Genomic DNA, 20939 nt, shown 5'->3' with positions numbered 1-20939 from the left:
TATCATGAAACGAAGGAATATATTACATACCGGCATTGCAGCCATGCTACTGCTTTCTGTCAGTGCGTGCGAGGACTTCAAGTTCGGCAATGACTTCCTCGACAAGCCCATTACAACCGATGTCACTATCGACACCGTATTTTCACGCAAAGTATATGCCGAACAAGCGTTGGCGGAGATCTACCGTTCCTTGCCCGACTTTCTCCCCACAGGCGGAAGACTGTCCTGGGCGACACTGGAGTGTATGACCGATCTCGGCGACACTTCCAAACCCGGTGGCATACGCGCCTATCATGCGGGAGACGTCAATGCCTCCTCCGTAGGTTCCCTGCCCTACCGACTGGATGTACCGCCTGCCGAAGACGGCCCTACCGTAGGCATGGCTCCCATGACGGGCATACGCAAAGCCTACATCTTTCTGGAGAATGTCGACCGCGTGCCGGATATGACAGACCGTGAGAAAACGATACGCAAGGCGGAAGCTAAAGCCATCATCGCCTTCCATTACGTACAAATGCTGCGCTACTACGGTGGAATGCCATGGGTAGACCGCTCTTACCGTCCGGATGAAGAGATGACATTCACCCGTATGACTGTGGAAGAGACCGTCCGGAAGACCCTCGAACTAATGAAAGAAGCTGCACAGGATTTACCATGGAACATTTCCGCATCCGACGAGGGACGAATGACGGCAGCAGCCGTTCTCGGTCTGAAGTCGAGAATGCTTCAATTTGCGGCAAGTCCTCTGTTCAATAATAAAGACCCTTTCATGAGTGGGGAAGCTGCCGACAAGCATTACGTGTGGTACGGCAATTATGACCGGACCCGTTGGCAGAACGCCTTAGACGCCGGATTGGAATTTCTGCGCGCCAATAAGGAAAATAACGAATATTACAAACTCGTCAACACGGGAAACCCCAGAGAGGACTTTATCTCCGCCTATTTCGACCGTTACAATGGCGAGGTACTGCTTGCCTCTCACCGCTGGGTTACTTACAATGTATGGGGAAATGCTTTCAACGAGCTTATTTATGGTATGGGCGGCGCTACCTCCAACTATGCGGATATGTTCGAAATGGCCACCGGAGAGCCTTTCAACTGGGATGATTTTGCTTTGGGAGAACCGGACAAGTACGCCAATCCTTTCTTTGACGAGCATAACAATCCGATCCGGGATATCCGCCTGTACGAAACCCTTTTCGTCAACGGCGACCGTTTCAGAGGGCGTACACTGGAAATATACAAAGGCGGACGGGAACAATGTGACGGATATTCGGACGAACTGGCCAGAGCCACTTACAACGGTTACGGTATGCGCAAATTCCTAAGAGACCGGAGTACGGAAGTCGGCGGCAAGTTCTACTCCTGCCCGCTTATCCGCCTTCCGGAAATCTACCTGAACATAGCGGAAGCCATGAACGAACTGGGGAAAGCGACTGATAAAGATGAATTCGGGCGAGATGCTTACGATTATGTCAATCTGGTTCGCGAACGGGTAAAAATGCCTGCACTGACCAGTCAGAAAGCGGCTCCCGGTTTGCCTTTGAGAGAAGCCATCCTCCACGAGCGTGCCGTAGAAATGGGATTTGAAGAGGTACGTTATTTCGACTTGGTACGCTGGAAACGTTCCGACCTATTCAAGACCGACATCGAGCGTCTCGTTATCACCAAGAACGGAGATGAAAGTTTCAATTATGTAAGGGACAACAAGCTGGCCAACCCTCGCGGCTGGATAAAACGGTGGACAGACCGCTACTTCCTTATTCCTATTCCACTGGATGAAATCAACAAGAAGTACGGACTCGTACAGAATCCGGGATGGGAATAAACAATCAACAAAAGACTAATTAAAAACGAAAGAACGTATGAAACGTAAATATATACTAATGGGGTTTGCCATGTTATCTTACGTCGTCGCAGGAGCGCAGGATATAACGGATAGCATTGCCCGGAAGACACAGGCCGTCTCCACAATATCGGCCGACGAAATATCAAAGAATGCCACTCCCAATGTATCCAATACATTATATGGTTTGCTACCGGGACTGTCAGTCATGCAGCAGACGGGGTGGACGGACGACGCCGCCACTCTTTTGCGGGGATACAATAATCCGCTGATTGTAGTCGACGGATTCGCACGCCCGTTCTCTTATCTGAACACGGAGGAAATCGAATCGGTCACCGTGCTGAAGGACGGTGCCGCGACTGCCGTATGGGGAACACGCGGAGCAAACGGTGTGATTCTGATTACCACCAAAAGAGGTCAGTACAACACCAAAATGCAAATAGGCGCCAGCTATAAGTTCGGTATGGATTTCCCTATCAACCAACCCAAGTTCGCCAACGGATACGAGTATGCGTCGGCACTGAACGAAGCGCTTTATTACGACGGGCTGGAACCGCAATACACACGTGAGGAGCTGGACGCGTTCAGAAGCGGAAGCAACCGGGATTTATACGCCGACACCGATTGGATGAAAGAAGGGCTGCGCAAGCATACCATCAACAATCAGCTCGATATCTCCTTCCGCGGGGGTGGCAAACGTCTTCGCTACTTCACCCTGTTAAGCTACAAGAACGACTACGGTATCCTGAATGAGACATACGCCAAATATTCCGACCGCTACACCGCCCAGATGAGGAAATACGAACTGGGACTGCGGATGAACATTGACGTGGACATCACACCGACGACTTTGGCGCAATTCAGTATGTTAGGCCAGCTCCGCGAACGGAAACGTCCGAATACAAGTGAATACGACTTATTCGCCGGGCTTTTCAACACGCCGTCCGGCGCCTTCCCCATGCAAACGTCTCATGGATATTGGGGCAGCAATGATGTACTGAAAACGAATCCGATAGCCCATATCGCAGACATCGGCTATTTCAAGGAAAACCCGCGAACATTGCAAGCCGACTTCCGTATCCGGCAGGATTTGTCGCTCGTCACACCAGGATTAAGTATGGAGGCTGCCATAGCGTATGACAACAATGCCGTCTACAAGGAAGAGGGTTACAAGAAATTCCAATATGAAGTCAATACGCCTGTCAGAAATGTAATCACAGACAAGATAGAAGCGGATTCCAAAGTGTATGGTGACAACAGTGCCTTGCAAGTAAACAACCTCGATATGACGGAACAATACATAAACGCCAATCTGGAAGCCGCTTTGAAGTATAACCGTTCTTTCGGGAAACATACCGTCAGCGCTTTAGGTTCGTATCGCCTGGAATCGGAGAGAGGAATCGGACGTAACAATGCCCACAAACGGATGTACGTGAATGCTTCCGCCGGATACAGCTACAAAGACACTTATCTGATTCACGCGTTAGTCAACCACACAGGGACAAGCGTACTTCCCGACGGGGATAAATTCCGCACCTACCCTGCCGTATCAGCCGCTTGGGTCATCTCCAACGAAAACTTCATGAAGAAGGCTACCGCCATTGACTATCTGAAGCTGCGTGCTTCTTACGGACGCGCCGGATGGGATGACATCAGTTATGAACTGGACCGCCAGTATTGGGCATGGGGTGGAGCCTATTGGTTTGGTGATGCAAACACCCAGTCGGAGGGTATGAAAGAGGACAAACTAGCCATGAATAACCTCACGCTCGAAGTGTCTGACAAATATAACGTCGGTCTAGAGATGCGGTTATTCAAAAGGCTGAACCTGTCCGTTGACGCTTATATGGATAAAAGGAGCAAAATGCCGGTAAGCGGCAGCAATGTCATTTCTTCCGCCATCGGTATCAGTATCCCGCAACAGAACAACGGTAAGACCGAATACAAAGGGATTGACTTGGGAATCGACTGGAAAGACAAAGTCGGCAAAGACTTCACTTACTACGTGGGTGGCACACTGAACTATATCCGGACTGAAGTAATAGAAAACGGGGAAGGATATATTCCCTACAACTATCTTTCCGGCAAGGGACTTCCCGCTGGACAACTTTTTGGTCTGGAAGCAATCGGTTATTTCCGGGATGAAGCGGATATCGCCAATAGTCCTCAACAGATGTTTTCCGAAGTGCGACCGGGCGATATCAAATATAGGGATATAAACGGAGACCGGATCATTGACGACAACGACGTGCATCCCATCGGACATTCAAGTTCCGTGCCGGAAATATATTATGGCATCAAACTCGGATTCGAATACAAGGGATTTGGTCTTGACGCTCTATTTCAAGGAGTGGCAGGCTACAGCAGAATGATGAATGTAAGCAGTGTATATTGGCCATTGCGCAATAACACCAATGTATCCGACTGGTATCTGCACGACAAAATCCGGTGGACGGAGGAGACGAGAGACATTGCCAATGTACCGCGTCTGACAACGCTGAACAACAGCAATAACTTCCGCAACAGTACCCAATGGCTGGTAAACGGTGATTACTTTAAGCTGCGCAACCTTAACGTCTACTACAACCTGCCGCAGCGCTGGATCTCAAAAGTCAAACTGGAACAGTGCCAGATTTTTGCCCGCGCCAACAATGTGTTCTCCATCGACCATGTGAAATACATGAACTGCGAAGATTTCAGTGTTAACTATCCGGATATGTTCTCCGTATATTTCGGAGCGAGTATCAAATTCTAATAGATTGATTGTATGAAACTGACTAAATATATCACAATAGCTTGCATAGTGACTTCCCTGTCGGGATGCGACTATCTGGATTTCGACGAATCCATCGGTAAGACACAGGACGAGATGTACACCTACTTCGAGAATATCTCAAGCCTGGCAACCTACATTTATTCCCAACTGCCTCAAGATTACGGCGCCATCGGCGGTGCTGTACGGGATGCGGCAACCGACAATGCCGTATATACATGGAACAGCAACAGCGTATACGACATCTATAACGGCAACTGGAGTCCGCTCAACCCCATAGACGATGTATGGGGCAACTATTATACCGCCATCCGTGCCGCCAATTCTTTTCTGGAGAACTATTCGCTGGAAAAGCTGGAACGCTTCCAATGGAATCCCAACTACAAGGAGAACATGGAAAAGGCCAAGATGTATGTGAACGAGGTACGTGCCTTGCGTGCTTTCTACTATTTGGAACTGGCCAAAAGATACGGTGACATCCCTCTGCTGACCCGCACTTACGGAATTGACGAAATCAACACTGTATCCGAAACTCCTTTCGACAAGGTAATCGAGTTCATCGCCCAAGAATGCAGCGAAGTGGCTCCGGCATTGCCCGTCTCACAAAAGGAGTTTTACAACGAGTCCGGACGGGTAACACGCGGCATGGCATTGTCCGTCAAGGCACGCGCCCTGCTCTATGCCGCCAGCAAACTGCACAATCCGTCCGGCGAGAAAAGCAAATGGAAAAAAGCCGCCGAAGCCGCTTATGACATTATCAAAGAGAACTGGTATTCTTTGCCCAATATTGATGTAGACCCGCTCTACAATGTGAATGGGGGAAATGATGTCCTTAGTTCTTCGCAGCTCATCTTCGAACGCCGCAATGGCGCAAGCAACTCATTCGAAGGACTGAATCTGCCTATCGGCTTCGAGAACGGGAACAGCGGAAGTACGCCTACACAGAATCTGGTAGACGCTTTCGAGATGTCCGACGGAAAGCCGTTTGACTGGAATAACCCGAAACATGCCGCACGACCTTACGTGAGACGAGACCCGCGTTTCTACAAAACGGTTCTCTACAACGGAAGTTCATTCATGAATACCCCCATCGAGACTTACGAAGGCGGCAGAAACGGTGCTCCTCTCAATGGCGCTACACTGACCGGATATTACTTGAGGAAAAACATGAACGAAACGGTTTCACTCTCTCCGACCGAGCCGGTGACCAAGCCTCACCATTTCATCTTATTCCGTTATGCGGAAACATTGCTGAACTATGCAGAAGCCATGAATGAACTAGGCGGACCGGATTACAAGATTACCGGCAGACCTACAGCCCGCGAAGCCTTGAACCAGGTACGTGCCGCTGCCAATATGCCGCTTATAGAGGACACCGGAGAAGCTTTCACCAAACGTTTACGCAATGAACGCCGGGTAGAGCTGGCTTTCGAAGATCATCGTTTTTGGGATATTTGCCGGTGGATGGACGGGGACACGGTAAAAGATATCTATGGGATTAAAATCACCAAGAAGGGCAGCAAGTACACCTATACCCGCACGAAAATCCAGACACGCGTATGGGACAAGAAGATGTACCTGTATCCCATCGCCCAAACAGAGCTTTACAAGAACCCTAACTTAACACAAAATAGTGGCTGGGAGTAATCATACTCCCTCCACTCCCCCTTTTTTAAATCAACTAAAAGTGAGACAATATGAAACAGATCATTGCTTTTTTAGTCTTCTGGATCAGCTTTCTATCCTGCCAATCCGAAGAAATAAATATCTATACCCAGCACGTGAAGGAGGTATCGAAAAACAAAGATGGATGGAATCTGGTATGGTCGGAAGAGTTTGAACAGGAAAGTAACATTCCGAATACCAAAATCTGGTCATTGGCGGCCAAAGAGGTTTCTCCGTGGAATCGCTATATGTCCGAAAGCTATGACCAAGCTTACGTGAAAGACGGGAAACTATACCTGACAGCCGAAAAGAAGGACGGTGAATACAAAACCGGTGGCGTGTGGACAATGGACAAAATGGGGTTCAAATATGGGAAGCTGGAGGTCTGCGCCAAGTTCACCAGTTTTCAAGGTGGATGGGCTGCTATCTGGCTCATGCCGCAAGAACGGCAATATCCATCGGTAAACAATAGTTACCCCGGTGAGATCGATATCATGGAACAAGTTAGTATGGATAAGATTGCCCAACATTCGGTGCATACGCATTATACACTGGATTTAGGTTATGACAAGAATCCTCCTCGCAACGGCTACGGAGAATATCGGGACGGCGAGTTCAACATTTACGGAATTGAATGGACAGCGGAGAAGATTATCTTTACGGTGAACGGGGAAGAGACTTTCAGCTATCCGAACCTGCATCTTCCGAATGAATCGCTTATGCAGCAATGGCCGTTCGATGTGCCCTATTACTTGATTCTCAACTATTCGGTAGGCGGTGAGGACGCATGGCCGGGACCGATTGACGACAGAGGACTGCCTGCACACATGGAGGTGGAGTATGTCCGGTATTATGAGAAAGAGAACAAAGGAAATGACGATGACGGAGATGAGGAAATTCCTGAGGACCTTATCAAGAACGGTGGTTTCGAAGATACCTTTGCAGAAGGCAAACAACCCGGTGTCTTTATGTCCGGAGATATTGAATGGGAAAAGACTCTAAACCATCTCGATCAATGGGTATGCCGATGGGATGCACCGGATTGCAGCCTGACCATAGACAATAACGAAGGAGCGAACAACAGCTATTGTTCATTGAAATATGCCGCATCGGAAGTCATGAACACTTGGTGTGTCAACCTATCTTATCCATCACAAAACATTAAAGCCGGAAGATATGAGTTCAGTTATTATGTCAAGACCAATCAAGACGACACGCCATTTACCCTTAGTATTGTTGTCTGTGAAGATACCGATGAAATAGGCTGGGGACTGACCGGACAGAAAGTGATTGTCGTCAAATCAGACGGTTCGCAGGAAATCTCCACCGCTCCAACTTGGGACGTGGCTTGTACCAGCGAATACCACGCCGGGAAAAAGTGGACCAGATGTTCCGTAACAGTAGACATACCCAACAATGTATTAGTGCGGTTTGTTTTCAAACCTTGCGCCTACAAAGGGAATGGCGATCCATACGACATTTGGGGTAAAGGCACTTGGGGTGGTGTCACCTATTGGTTCGATGATTTTGCACTGACACCGGTGGAATAACCGACCTTATCAACAGGAGAATGTGTCAAAAGGAAGATAGTATTCACTTCCTTTTGACACCTCTCTATTCATATCTTATCTAATCCTTATTAATATGCGAAAGTTCAACTTGACAATCTTATTTCTTCTTACCCTCCTTCCCGTATTATTTGCCGGACAGACAACCCGCATTCCATATCGGGGTATCTACGCCGACGATCCGAACGGCACTGCCGGAATATATAATCCGGAAAGAGGCTTCCGCCTGGAAATAGCCGTAGACATCGCTAAAAAATGCGATGTGTGGAAACCGCAGGAATATCCGGGAATTACCGACTACCTGGAATCAGAGATAAACAAATACGCTTGCGACAGTGTCTCGTTAGTCCAAACATATTTTTATCTGCATGGATATATAGGCCGACAGCTACCTCCGGAAGCTTTTACCACAATGGATGTCTACTTCAACAAGTTGCGCCAACTTGGCAAGAAAGCTTTGCTCCGGTTCGCTTACGAAACAGAACCGATGGGAACCGTCTCGTCAGGTCCCACAATGGAAGATATGTTTCGCCATATGGAACAATTGAAACCTTACCTCGAGAAAAACAAAGATGTCATACTGGCTCTTCAAGCCGGATTTATCGGTGCATGGGGAGAATGGCACAGTTCAAAGCATAACATCGAAAGTTCCGACGCGAACAAACGTATAGTCCTTGAAAAGATCTGTCGGATGACACCTCAAGACCGGATGGTACAAGTCAGAGTGCCGGACTACAAGAACCTGTTGTCCAAAGATAGCGAAGCCTACCGGAAAACCTCTTTCCATGACGACTTTATCGTAGTAGACCCACACAGATGGGACGGAAATATGCATGAAGGTACGCCCAACTTCGACCAGATTGTAGAAGAAGGAGCATTCATGCCCGTAGACGGCGAACTGCCTTGGGGAACGTGGAGCATGAACAAAGAGAACGGAGACGCGAACGGCTGGATCATAGACGGCAAAAAGACAGCACGACAATTATTCCTGGAGCATTACACCTCATTAAGCGTCATCCACAATTACAAAGAACGCGGTGCACCGGACAAGTATTCCATGATGTACTGGAAAGAAACACCCATCAGCGAAGAATACCTGAAAGAGAAGCACATGCCCGTCTCTGACGGATATTTCCGGAAACACGACGGAAGTGCAACCCAAAGAAACGCATTCGAATATGTGCGCGATCATCTGGGATACCGCCTCGAACTGCAAGAACTGCAAATCGACACACTCAAGCATACGGATAACCATATCCTCGACCTTTCGCTCACTCTGATAAACCGCGGCTTCTCTACGCTGTTCAATGAGCACCCTGTCTACTTCGTATTAGTGGACGAACACAACCAAGTGAAAGAGTTCCTGACCAATGCGGATACCAACAGTTTCCAGCCTTATCGACCGGGAGATAAAACCTACACGCCTTTGATTCACACAATCAAAGGACAAGTGACTCTCCCCAAGACGGCGAACGGCATTTACAAACTCGGTTTATGGATACCCGACGGTTCCCGACAGCTCCAACACCTTTCCCGCTTTGCTATCCGCTGCGCCAACGGAGATATTCCTTGGTGGATTTCGCCCGACCGACGTTATGGAATCAATATCCTCACCACTCTGCAAGTGCCTGTATCATCAGCAATCTCCTTTTCATCAGCAACAGCCTCACCCAAACTGCCTTATCAAAGAGCGGATCTACCTATTGAGGAGCGGGTAAAAGACTTGTTACAACGAATGACTCCGGAAGAGAAACTCGCTCAAATCAGACATATCCATTCTTGGGAAATATTCAACGGACAAGCGCTGGACGAACGCAAGTTGGAAGAAAAAGCGCAGGGAATGAGTTGGGGGTTCGTTGAGGGTTTTCCCCTGACGGCAGAGAACTGCGCAAAGAATATGTTAGCCATCCAACGCTTCATGGTCGAGAAAACCCGTTTAGGCATTCCTATCTTTACCGTAGCGGAATCGCTACACGGGGTAGTGCATGAGGGAGCTACCGTATTCCCGCAGAACATTGCTCTAGGAAGTACTTTCGACACAGATCTCGCCTATCGCAAAACATCTATGATTGCCGACGAGCTTCATGCGGTAGGTATGCGGCAAGTGTTATCCCCCTGCATCGATGTGGTGTGCGACCTCCGGTGGGGAAGAGTGGAAGAGTCTTTCGGAGAAGATCCTTATCTCTGCGGAAGATTCGGCATAGCCGAAGTGAAAGGATATATGGACAACGGCATATCCCCCATGCTGAAACACTATGGTCCGCACGGCAACCCTTTAAGCGGCCTCAACCTCGCATCCGTAGAAACCAGTATCCGTGACCTGCACGAAGTCTATCTGAAACCGTTCGAAATGGTAATGAAACAAGCGCCTACCCTCGCCGTGATGTCCGCCTATAACTCATGGAACCGCATCCCTAATTCCGCCTCGCACTATCTGCTAACGGATGTTCTAAGAAAAGAATGGGGATTCAAAGGATATGTCTACTCGGATTGGGGAGCCATTGAAATGCTGAAGAACTTCCACTTCACAGCCCGCAATTCGGAAGAAGCCGCCTTGCAGGCACTGACCGCCGGTCTGGACGTAGAAGCCTCGAGTGACTGCTATCCGGCCATTCCCGAACTGATAGAAAGAGGAGAGCTGAACCGCGAGATAGTGGACGAAGCTGTCCGCCGGGTATTGTATGCCAAATTCCGGATCGGTCTGTTTGATGATCCGTACGGAGAAAAATTCGCCAAAGGGACTATTCACTCCGGGAAAGCGATAGCGCTATCGAAAAAGATAGCGGACGAATCGACCGTCTTATTGAAAAATGACCGGCAGCTACTCCCTCTCTCTATCGGAAAGTTGAAATCGATTGCAGTCATTGGTCCGAACGCCGACCAGATACAATTCGGTGATTACACATGGACACGCGACAACCGTTTCGGAGTTACCCCCTTACAAGGTATCCGGAAATGGGCAGGCACAAACGTGAAAGTCAATTACGCTAAAGGTTGCAGTTTGGTATCTATGGATGAAAGCGGAATCCGGCAAGCGGTCGAAGCCGCCGAGCAAAGCGATGTCTGTGTGCTTTTTTGCGGAAGCGCCAGCGCGGCTTTGGCACGCGACTATAAAAGTTCGACTTGCGGAGAAGGATTCGACCTCAACGACCTGACCTTGACAGGAGCACAACCCGCCTTGATAAAAGCGGTTCAAGCCACAGGCAAACCTGTCGTTCTTGTCTTAGTAACCGGCAAGCCTTTTGCCATTCCCTGGGAGAAGAAAAATATACCGGCTATCCTGGTACAATGGTATGCCGGGGAACAAAGCGGAAACTCCATAGCGGACATCCTGTTCGGAAAGGCATCCCCCTCCGGTCGGCTGACATTCTCTTTTCCCGAAAGTACCGGACATCTCCCTGTCTACTATAACCATCTACGCTCTGACCGCGGATTCTACAAATCCCCCGGCAGTTATGACTCACCGGGAAGAGATTATGTTTTCTCCGCTCCTGTCCCGCTATGGTCATTCGGACACGGACTGACGTATACCACTTTCGAGTATTCCAACCTACAAACGGATCGAACGTCTTATCTGCTCAACGATACCGTTCACGTACGGATAGATTTGAAAAACACCGGGAAGCGCGAAGGAAAAGAGGTGGTGCAATTGTATGTATCAGACGTATACAGTTCGGTTGCCATGCCGGTACGCCAATTAAGAGATTTCCGCAAGGTAGCTCTCCAAGCAGGCGAGACTCAAACTGTCCGTCTCAGTATTCCTGTCAGTGAGCTTACCATTCTGAATGAGAAGAATGAAGCCATCGTAGAACCGGGAGAATTTGAGATACAAGTAGGTTCTGCCTCTGACCATATTCTCTTACGGAAGACTATCCGAGTGGGACAGCCTCAGCCGGTCGTGAACAGGCAGGAACAGGTTCTACCCAAAAGTGAACGGCAAATAACCGTGCAAGGAGTCATCAGAGACGTGCAGGCCACCTTGATCCCCGAAGTCCGGATTTATGAGAAAACGACCGGCAAACTGCTAGGGAAAAGTGACAATCGGGGAAACTTCACCGTAAAGACCGGCAATCGGGAGATACTGCGCTTTCAGAAGAAAGGGTATCAATCTCTAGAAAGGTTTGTTGACAATCAAGAAAATATAAATATAAGGATGGATTACGGAATCGACTAGATTTTTTGTACCATTCACACGGAAAAAGTCCGGCACCGGGGAAGGAGGTGTTCGGCACCGGGGAAGGGAGTGTTCGGCACCGGGGAAGACCTCCTCCGCCACCGAGGAAGAAAACAGACGGTAACGGAGGGAGTTTTCTTATTGTTGCAACAGTATCTTTTTTCCTTTATCCGTCAACTGCCAATAACCTGTTTTCTTTGAACCTTGACGAATTATAACCCCTTCTTCAAGGAATCGACCAATAGCTCTGCTGATTGTAGGGACAGAAATAGACAAGGTACTGGCAATGACCGGATATGTAATAACAGGATTATCAACTATCAAATGGAGAATAGAAAGCTCCTTTTCTGATAGATTTATCTTATCATTTATCTTATCATTTATCTTATCATTTATCTTATCATTACTATTACCCGCCATCCGTCTTGGCATTGTAACCAACAGGCCGCCACAATGCTCTTCAAATATTGGTGCAGGCAGACCTGCCGACAAAAAGCCATCAATAATCTTACCGATCCCCCGCCCCCAACTCTCAATGAAACCGGCTTTATAGAAAGCGGCTGCTATATGTTTGTTTCGTGGCTGCGAAGAATGCGGAGCCAATATTTTTTCCACCGTCCAACCGGTAGGTAATGTACCTTGGTTCCATAGTTCAATACGGTCATTAAATACTTTCATCTGAATATGCACACCACTATAATCCTTATGAATAATGGCATTGAAGATGGCTTCACGCAAAGCTTTCTCCGGTATTTCCAATGGCTCGAATCGTCCGAGTCCTTCGTAATGAATGGGGGTGGTAAGATACTTGGAACGCAGCACTTCAATGACTTTGTCTGCCATACGAAGAATGTCGCCCTCTATCACATCTTGAAAGATAAGATCAGTCTCGTCCTTAATGAATCGTCCAATGCGAAAATCACACAGCGTAAAGTAGCGCGAAGGTCGTTTACCGAACAGAAGAAGAGCAGCATTTCTGAGGTGACCCTCTTCATCTATCAGATCAAGACTTTCTAATACAGCCTTTACATCCAAAGAGTAGTCACTCTCCATCATTCTGCCATGACTGATAGCCGAACGCTGTAAATAATCAACCGCCGCCGGGTCAATGGCATCGATAGAAGCAAACGGCTGGACGATATCATCCCAACTAATTCCCATTTTCTTTAAGATAAATTGTTGAAGCGCCACCCCTTTCAGCTCCTGTTTAGTAGATCCACTACGAAAATGATATTGCCCATGATAGGCAATGGGGATATTGCTTGGTTCCACAACAATTTCTATATAATCCTTTCCTTCATCAGATTGCATCAGATTAACATCTGCCACAATACCCAAGTAATTGACAATCTTATTAGGAATATCTTCCATCAACTTCTTAGAATCGGTCACACCAATCACTTGTTGGTTATCGCTTATGCCAATATAAATACGACCACCTTGCGCATTGGCAAAGCCGCATATCCACTTCAAATATTCGTCACGCCACGACTCCTTATATTCTATGTTCTGACTTTCGCTCATAGTCCGCTTGCTTTATCAACTCACAAAAGTAGATATTTATCTCTATAAACCATTTAATATCAATCATATTTTATTATACCGAAGTCCTACCAAAGAGGATTCTGTACGATTTTCTTATTCACCTGAAGTTCGTCGAAGGGTATTGGATGTAGATACATCGCCCGTTTCCAGGGGCGGTTTTCAATCAGTGTCCGGCGATAAAAAGATTGGTCTGTACCCAAAGGGCGGTTTCTTTCTCCGTTCATATTCATGCCATGTACAAATCGCTGGTCGGCATCCTCCCCTTCTCCGCAAATCATCCAGCGGCGGATGTCGAAGAAACGCTGTCCCTCAGCAAAAAGCTCTACCCTGCGCTCTTGCTGAATAGCCCTGCGTTGTAATTTCCGGTCGCCTATGATATTCTTTTTCCCGGTGGCTGCCAGCTCACGATATCCAGGCAACCCGGCACGCTCGCGTATCTTATCCAAATAATCAATGACACATTCGTCTTCGGGATCAATTTCATTGCAGACTTCCGCATAATAAAGATAAAAATCCGCCAAACGGAACAGGATGGACGGACGTGCCCATTTCTTGATATAATCACCGGTGTACATAATCTGACGATTCTTGAACTTATAAAGCAAATATCCGTTTCGAGGATAATCGCCAACCGAGTTATCGCTTCCTTCCCCTTTTGCAAAACCGGCTCCCCAGTCATAATTGAAACGTGGCTGTATATGCCAGCTTTTCCCTTCATAAGTGACAGCAGCATAGAAACGAGGTTCTCTGTCGGCATACATCGTAAAGATATTCTTATCGGTACGTTTTCTATCGTTGCACGGATTGACGACCTCCGTAAATCCGCTTTCATCGTATCCAGTGCCCGGATCATCAATGGTCAGTCCGTCCTTCATGAAAAAACCGTCGACCGACTCTTGAGTGACACAAACGTGCGCCCATCCTTTATAGAGATCACGCGGAGTCGTATTCTCCTCCATTACACCATCCTGGCTTCCGGTGTGATAATAGTTTCTTCCGGTAGCCCAGATTATTTCATCATTATAAGCCTGGAACACCTCATAAACAGAACGGTCGGCATCTATGGAGCCATCGGTTTGGTAAACCTTGTACAATCTGTATCCACAAGCTTCCGCATCTTCCAGTACCTCTTCGAGGCGCTTCTTGGCTATCTTCCATTTTTCCGGATCATAAGGAGGAAACAGATGTTCTCCATCGTTGTTTTTCACTTCTAAAGCTTCCGCATATCCTCCGTTGAATAATGGAGAAGCGGCATATACCCATAATTTGGCGCGCAGCGCGATAGCCGCCGAACGGGTAGGACGGACAATCTCATTCAAATTATACCGCTCGTTCCCGTCAGGGATGGCGGCATTAATCAATGTAGGCGGCAAATCGCCCGACTGAATCACCTCTTCGAGCAGCCGATCGATATAATCCACCAACTCATCCACCGTAGCCCGGGAAAAATTCAAATCCTTACTTTCCGGATCAACCTCTTCCGTCAGTAAAGGCACCGGTCCATAAAGTTCAAACAGGGAAAAATAGGAATAGGCAATCAAGAACTTCGCTTCCGCTTTCATACGGCGTACACTTTCTTCCGTCAACTGCTGCTCATCTTCCACCGCTCCCAACGGCGTTACCCGTTTCAAGAAAATAAAAGCGTCACGTATCTCCCGATAAAGCACCCACCAACGATGGAGGGGAGCGTTACTCGAATTGTAACCGGCTTCCATCAGCCGGGAGGAAGGTCCGCTGCTAATCAACGTTTCACCACAAAGAGACGACCAGACATTGGTGAACCCACTGGCATTGTTACCGCCGGTACATGAATATTCGGAAATACAGTTAAAAAGATTGGCATGCCATTGCCGTGTATATGCCGGATTACGGAATACCGCTTCCAGATCCAACGACTCCGCAATCTCATTCGAGACATCCAGATAATCGGAACAAGCCGCCAAAGCCATGCAGAGCGTAAAACCGAGTGTCCCTATCGTTTTCTTCCAAATTCGTTCCATCTTGTTTCCTTCCCTTAATTTAAATAAGTGACTTTTCTGTTTTTAATGAGTGACCTTCCGTTTTAATAAGTGATTTCCAAACCAACGGTAAAGTTCCTGCAAAGCGGATATTTAGCTCCCGAGTTAGCATTTCCCAATTCCGGGTCCCAATATTTAATCTTGTCCCACACCGCTACATTGTTCCCCTGCACATAGACACGCAGATTCTCCATCCTCAGTCGTTGGAGTACCGTCTTATCGAATTCATATCCTACTTCTATATTCTTCAGACGCAGAAACGCCGCATCACGCATCCACCAGGTACTAGGCAACTGGTTGTGCTGAAACGCTCCTGTGTGAAGACGCGGAAAAAACACCTTTTGATTGAAAGGTGCTTCAGCCGACCAGTGGTCACGTATAATATCGCGGGCGGAACCATTGTCCCTGCCCGACGTAAAAGGAATGATATTACTAGGAGAAGCTATCAGACTGGCAGACGCATGGGATACTCCCTGAAAAAAAGCCCCGACAAACAGGCCGTTCCAGGAAAGATTCACCCCGAATCCATATACAATTTCCGGTATGCCCGTAGAGTAGAATCCGCTGTCGTAGGTCTTATCGTAGGAATCGATAATACCATCCTTGTTCAAGTCTCTATACTTGATATCACCCGGAGCCACATTTGCCGAAGGTTTCGGTAATCCTTCCCTCAATTGATAAGTCCGGGAACCGTCTCCCCGTTCCGTCACATCGAAGTCATCAGGAGTATACAGTCCCTCCGCAATATACAGAGATTGCTGACCGATAGAGGTTCCCACCTGTGACATCCAACTATATTTAGGAGCAATTTCATCACATTCAATGATTTCATTCCTTGCATACGTTACATTTCCGCGAGCGGAAAGACCGACCGGTCCCCACTGATGTCGGAAAATGAGATTGGCGTCCACCCCTTTATTCGTCGTAATACCGAAATTCTGATACATCCCGGTACGGAAACCCGTAACGGCGGAAATGGTCTTCCGCTGAATCAGAATATCTTTTCTACGGTTGCTGAAATAGTCGACAGAAAAATCAATCCTGCCCTCCCATAAGCCGACATCCAACCCTACATTCAACTTCCGTTCCGTTTCCCAGCTCAGATTCGGACTGGCAAAGCTCCGTTCGTACACCCCGCCCACCCAATTGGACATTCCGCCACCGGCACCGGGCGTCAGTCCGAAATCATATCCGGGACCGTCAGTCGTTACTTGCCCCCGATATGGAAAACGTACCAACCCGCCATCTTGGCTGAACACATTGTCGTTGCCCGCTATTCCGTAAGAGGTTCTCAATTTCAGCTTGGTCAAGCTGTTTTCCACCCCCTGCATAAATTTCTCATGACTGATATACCAGGCCACTCCCACTGCCGGAAATATTCCCCAGCGATGATTCCGCGCAAAATTCTCACTTCCGGTAGCTCCCATACTGACTTCTACGATATACCGGTCATCATAAGCGTATGAGATACGCGATACAAGGCTCTGTTTCCGATAGGGAAGCCGCAACAATCCTTCTTCCTGCTGGTACTGGATCTCTTTCTGCATATACAGAAACAAAGCGGAAAGGTCATGCTTGTCCGCAAAGCGTTGCTGATAGTTCAGAGAAGCCTCCAGATAAATCCTTTTGGCTCCCGAAGTCTCTCCCTTGACAGGATCGCTCAAGGCAGTCCCCTCCTCCATCGTTTTCTTCTCCAGAGTACCATCCTCTTTCCGGCGCAACGCAAAATAAGTTTTAGGAGACTTGGTTCTCTTCGTCGAAGCTCCGAAGTCCGCATCAAACCCCATCATTCCTTTGACCGACAAGCCCGGAAGAAGAAAATCCATCTTTTGCTCCAAACAAACCTTCGACTGGAGATATGTATCCCACGTCTTGGTATATCCGCTATGATTGAGCATACTGTAAGGCTGCTTGTCGTGTCCGTAGCCTAAATTACTGTAAATAGAAGCTGTTCCGTCCGAATAATACATAGGAATAACGTGAGTAGGGCTATGGGTTATGTACGAAAATATCTGGTCGGAACTATACCCGGGATTATTCTTCATCACATACTGCCCGCTCAAATCTACGGACAGTTGGGTAGTCTTTGTGATTGTCATATCAATGTTCGAGCGCAGATTAAAACGCTTCAAGTCAATATTGGCATTATAGTCCTCAATAGGATTTGAACGGTAGATTCCCTCTTCCGTATAATAAGCTCCCGAAACGAAAAAGCGTGTTTTCTCGGAACCGCCCCTGAAATTGATCGTATAACGCTGGCTTTGGGTGTGTTTCTTCAGCAAATCAGTCCAATCAACGGAAGGATATAAATCGGTATCCGCTCCCGAACGGTATTTTTCCATAACCTCATCGGTCACTTCCGGCTGAAAATGATCTTTATCCGGATTTCCCCGATCATTCCACACCGCCTCGTTATACATGGACAAATACTCACAGGCATCCAACGATCGGGGCATTCTGAAAGGAGTGGCAATGGCATATTGTGCGCTGAAGTTAACGAGAGTCTTCTGTGGCCTTCCGCGTTTGGAAGTAATCAGCACGACACCATTTGCCCCTTCAGCTCCATAAACGGCAGTGGCAGCGGCATCTTTAAGTACCGTAAAAGTCTCTATTTCATCTACATCGATATCTTCCATATTACGGGGAACACCATCCACCAGCACCAACGGGTTGGTTCCTCCCGTATACGAACTCTGTCCGCGAATGTAAAACTCCGCTTCGTCATTTCCCGGTTCGCCGCTACGCTGTACGGAAATCACACCGGCAATCCGTCCGGCAATATTGGTTGCCAGATTACGTTGTTTCACGTTCATATCCCGCGATTCCAATGTCTGTATAGACGAAACGACGCTGGATTTCTTCTGCTGTCCATATCCGACTACCACCACATCTCCCAGCCCAACCGGTAATTCCATCATACGCACATTAATGACCGGGACCTTCCTCACGACCCTTTCCTCGCTATTATATCCGACATAACGAAATTCCAGCCGGTCACCTTCCGTCACCTCAATCTGATAACGGCCGTATAAATCGGAAACAACACCCGTGCTTTTCCCTTTCACCAGAATATTGACACCGATAAGCGGGTTTCCGTCTCCATCCGTAATCAAGCCGCTAACGATGACGGAAGCTTTTTCTTCCGCCATCGTTGGCAATTTACCGGCAATCTTGTCCGAAACCGGTTTTGGCCGTTTGGAAATAGCGATATAGTCATCAATCTGCCGACAGATATAGCCGTCGCCCAATACGGCATACAACGCTTCCAAAATATCGGATGTCTCTATCTTGACGGTCACCGGCTTCTTCCGGTCGAGTACCTCGTTATTATAGGCAATCTTGATTCCAGTCTGCTTGGTGACGGCGTCCAGTACGGCTTCTACCGGAGTATCCTTAAAATCAAGCACAATCGTGTACTTTTGAGCAAGTACATCCCCATAGAGAACAGCGCAATGCAGGTAACTGCCTGCCGTATACAGCAGCAGGAACAACATCACTATCCATTTCATCTTGATCAAGGTCAGCATAGGCTCTATTTTGTTTTTTCGTGACACAGTTCTTTCTTACTTCATTGTATCCTCCTTTGTTTTTTTACATTAATACTCTTTCCTTGTTTCTCCAATTTAACATCCGAAGTGTAGTTTATCACTTCCAAGAGTTTGTCTATATCCGTTTTTCGGTCTGCGGTAAGAGAAAAACGGGTGTGTTTCAATGTTTCATCCTGATAGGTAACAGAGAAATCATACCATCGGGAAAGTTTCTCCAATATTTCCTCCAAAGGCATATTCTTAAAGATGTATACACCGTTGATCCAGGAAGTATAAAGTTCAGTATCCACTTTCTCCACAGATAACTGATGACTTTTCTTATTATACGCCAATCGTTCGGAAGGCGTTATTGTCCGTTCCGCACCATTGGCCATGCTCACAGCTACCGATCCCTCCACCAATGTCGTACTCGTACTCTCGCTATCTTGATAAGCACTTACGTTGAAAGAAGTTCCCAGAACACGTATATCCATTCCGTTCGCCTTTACATAGAATGGTCTTTCCTTGTCTGGAGTGACTTCAAAGAATGCCTCACCCAATAACATTACTTCCCTCTTGGTTCCGGCAAATCGGCTCGGATACGAGAGTTCCGTTTCTGAATTTAGCCATACTTTCGTGCCATCCTCCAACACCAGTCTGTACGTTTTTCCTCTCGGGATAATCAGGCGGTTATGAACAATCTTCGCTTTATCCGCCCCGTCTTCCGCCTCATAAGAGAGCAGGTTGTCCGCATCGTTCTTTATCAAAGCTTGATCACGCTTCATCGTAAAGGACTGCCCGCTCAAATCAATCTCATCCCCCCCTTCCAAAAGTAGGGTAGGCTCATTGTAAGCCATCATGTCTATCCCATCCGGACTGTCCGCACGGAACCAATCTGTGATAAAGAACAATCCGCTTGCCACCACAACAGCTACAACGGCCGCATAGCGCACCCACGTAGACAGATACCAACTTTTCTTTTTATATATGGTATGGTCGGCCACCTGTTTCCAAGCCCGGTCTGCATCAAATTGTTTGGGTTTACGAGGAGCCGTCGCTTTCTCATACATACGACGCATCCCCTCATATTCCTCTCTGTTTTCCTCAGACTCACGCAGCCACTCGTCAACAATCTTTTGTTCCTCATCGGTAGCCTCATGAGCTAATGTAGAAAGAATAGCTTGATAGATCAATTCCTGTTTCATCATTTTCTTTTTATCTTTCTGTTACTATGACAATTGCTTTCCATAAAATGGGTAGGTACAATCAGCTAAAAATTAATATTAATAGTATCATCAGGTCTTTCAGTTCTTCCCTCATGACACGAAAAGCCTCTCCCAGATGGTATTTCACGGTATTGACCGAAATATCGGAAATTTCCGCGATTTCTTTATAGCGGAGACCGGTGACACACTTCAGCAAAAATACTTTCCTGCATTTTTCCGGTAACTTCTGAAGAGCGGCACGTACCTCCTGTTTATATCTGAACTCCTCTTCTTCTTGCAGTTGTAATTGCCATTCCTCCGCCAGCACAGTGAAAAAATTCTCTTTGGCAATCTCTGACTTATAGTAGTTGATACAACTGTTCTTGATAGCACGATAGGCATACGGAAGAAAAGTATCCTCCGTTATAGATAAGTGTTTCTTCTCCCAGACGGCAATAAAGAAATTCTGTACGATGTCCTCTACCGCCTGCTCATTACAGACAATACTATTCGCATAATTACATAGAAGGGAATAATGCTCCCTAAAGAGCTTCTCGAATGTTTTTTCATCAGTATCTAGCATATAAGTAGGGCTTTATTGGATGATAAAGTCCGCAA

General features: G+C 47.4%; 10 protein-coding genes. 5 read left to right on the top strand and 5 right to left on the bottom strand.

Annotated elements, in window-relative coordinates; genetic code table 11:
• Positions 1 to 4 precede the first annotated feature (4 nt).
• The 5 genes from ACNOGP_RS07825 (at position 5) to ACNOGP_RS07805 (ending at position 12026) form a co-directional block, all read left to right on the top strand.
• A complete protein-coding gene (locus tag ACNOGP_RS07825) occupies positions 5 to 1828 on the top strand; it encodes a RagB/SusD family nutrient uptake outer membrane protein (RefSeq protein WP_418214485.1) in 1824 nt (607 codons plus the stop codon).
• Positions 1829 to 1865: 37 nt separating this feature from the next.
• The gene (locus tag ACNOGP_RS07820; RefSeq protein ID WP_418214484.1) at positions 1866 to 4601 is read left to right on the top strand and encodes a SusC/RagA family TonB-linked outer membrane protein; all 2736 of its coding nucleotides are present in this window, start codon (positions 1866 to 1868) and stop codon (positions 4599 to 4601) included.
• Between the two features lie 12 nt (positions 4602 to 4613).
• Positions 4614 to 6266 carry a RagB/SusD family nutrient uptake outer membrane protein gene (locus tag ACNOGP_RS07815; protein ID WP_418214483.1) on the top strand — a complete coding sequence of 551 codons (1653 nt, stop codon included), beginning with the start codon at positions 4614 to 4616 and terminating at the stop codon, positions 6264 to 6266.
• 50 nt (positions 6267 to 6316) lie between these two features.
• The gene (locus ACNOGP_RS07810; RefSeq protein ID WP_418214482.1) at positions 6317 to 7834 is read left to right on the top strand and encodes a glycoside hydrolase family 16 protein; all 1518 of its coding nucleotides are present in this window, start codon (positions 6317 to 6319) and stop codon (positions 7832 to 7834) included.
• A 94-nt stretch (positions 7835 to 7928) separates the two neighbouring features.
• Entirely contained in the window at positions 7929 to 12026 is a 4098-nt protein-coding gene (locus tag ACNOGP_RS07805) for a glycoside hydrolase family 3 N-terminal domain-containing protein (RefSeq protein WP_418214481.1), read from the top strand.
• Positions 12027 to 12164: 138 nt separating this feature from the next.
• Here ACNOGP_RS07805 and ACNOGP_RS07800 read toward each other — a convergent pair whose 3' ends face one another.
• The 5 genes from ACNOGP_RS07800 to ACNOGP_RS07780 all read right to left on the bottom strand — a co-directional run bounded on the left by ACNOGP_RS07800 (position 12165) and on the right by ACNOGP_RS07780 (position 20904).
• Positions 12165 to 13550 (bottom strand): ATP-binding protein, encoded by a 1386-nt coding sequence (locus ACNOGP_RS07800; RefSeq protein WP_418214480.1) that lies wholly within the window; start codon positions 13548 to 13550, stop codon positions 12165 to 12167.
• 86 nt (positions 13551 to 13636) lie between these two features.
• Positions 13637 to 15571, bottom strand: coding sequence for a RagB/SusD family nutrient uptake outer membrane protein (locus ACNOGP_RS07795; protein WP_418214479.1), 1935 nt, complete (start codon positions 15569 to 15571; stop codon positions 13637 to 13639).
• A 62-nt stretch (positions 15572 to 15633) separates the two neighbouring features.
• Positions 15634 to 19116 (bottom strand): SusC/RagA family TonB-linked outer membrane protein, encoded by a 3483-nt coding sequence (locus ACNOGP_RS07790; protein ID WP_418214478.1) that lies wholly within the window; start codon positions 19114 to 19116, stop codon positions 15634 to 15636.
• 41 nt (positions 19117 to 19157) lie between these two features.
• The gene (locus ACNOGP_RS07785) at positions 19158 to 20324 is read right to left on the bottom strand and encodes a FecR family protein (RefSeq protein WP_418214477.1); all 1167 of its coding nucleotides are present in this window, start codon (positions 20322 to 20324) and stop codon (positions 19158 to 19160) included.
• A 58-nt stretch (positions 20325 to 20382) separates the two neighbouring features.
• Positions 20383 to 20904, bottom strand: coding sequence for an RNA polymerase sigma-70 factor (locus ACNOGP_RS07780; protein WP_007764431.1), 522 nt, complete (start codon positions 20902 to 20904; stop codon positions 20383 to 20385).
• Positions 20905 to 20939 lie beyond the last annotated feature (35 nt).

The organism is Bacteroides difficilis, assembly GCF_048319815.1.
GTDB classification, from domain to species: Bacteria; Bacteroidota; Bacteroidia; order Bacteroidales; family Bacteroidaceae; genus Bacteroides; species Bacteroides zhangwenhongii.
The sequence above is the reverse complement of the archived record's forward strand: the minus strand, read 5'-3'. Positions and strand labels throughout refer to the sequence as shown.

Coding starts and splice junctions, on each gene's coding strand:
- ACNOGP_RS07825 (WP_418214485.1), top strand. CDS start 5: ATGAAACGAAGGAATATATTACATACCGGCATTGCAGCCATGCTACTG.
- ACNOGP_RS07820 (WP_418214484.1), top strand. CDS start 1,866: ATGAAACGTAAATATATACTAATGGGGTTTGCCATGTTATCTTACGTC.
- ACNOGP_RS07815 (WP_418214483.1), top strand. CDS start 4,614: ATGAAACTGACTAAATATATCACAATAGCTTGCATAGTGACTTCCCTG.
- ACNOGP_RS07810 (WP_418214482.1), top strand. CDS start 6,317: ATGAAACAGATCATTGCTTTTTTAGTCTTCTGGATCAGCTTTCTATCC.
- ACNOGP_RS07805 (WP_418214481.1), top strand. CDS start 7,929: ATGCGAAAGTTCAACTTGACAATCTTATTTCTTCTTACCCTCCTTCCC.
- ACNOGP_RS07800 (WP_418214480.1), bottom strand. CDS start 13,550: ATGAGCGAAAGTCAGAACATAGAATATAAGGAGTCGTGGCGTGACGAA.
- ACNOGP_RS07795 (WP_418214479.1), bottom strand. CDS start 15,571: ATGGAACGAATTTGGAAGAAAACGATAGGGACACTCGGTTTTACGCTC.
- ACNOGP_RS07790 (WP_418214478.1), bottom strand. CDS start 19,116: ATGCTGACCTTGATCAAGATGAAATGGATAGTGATGTTGTTCCTGCTG.
- ACNOGP_RS07785 (WP_418214477.1), bottom strand. CDS start 20,324: ATGATGAAACAGGAATTGATCTATCAAGCTATTCTTTCTACATTAGCT.
- ACNOGP_RS07780 (WP_007764431.1), bottom strand. CDS start 20,904: ATGCTAGATACTGATGAAAAAACATTCGAGAAGCTCTTTAGGGAGCAT.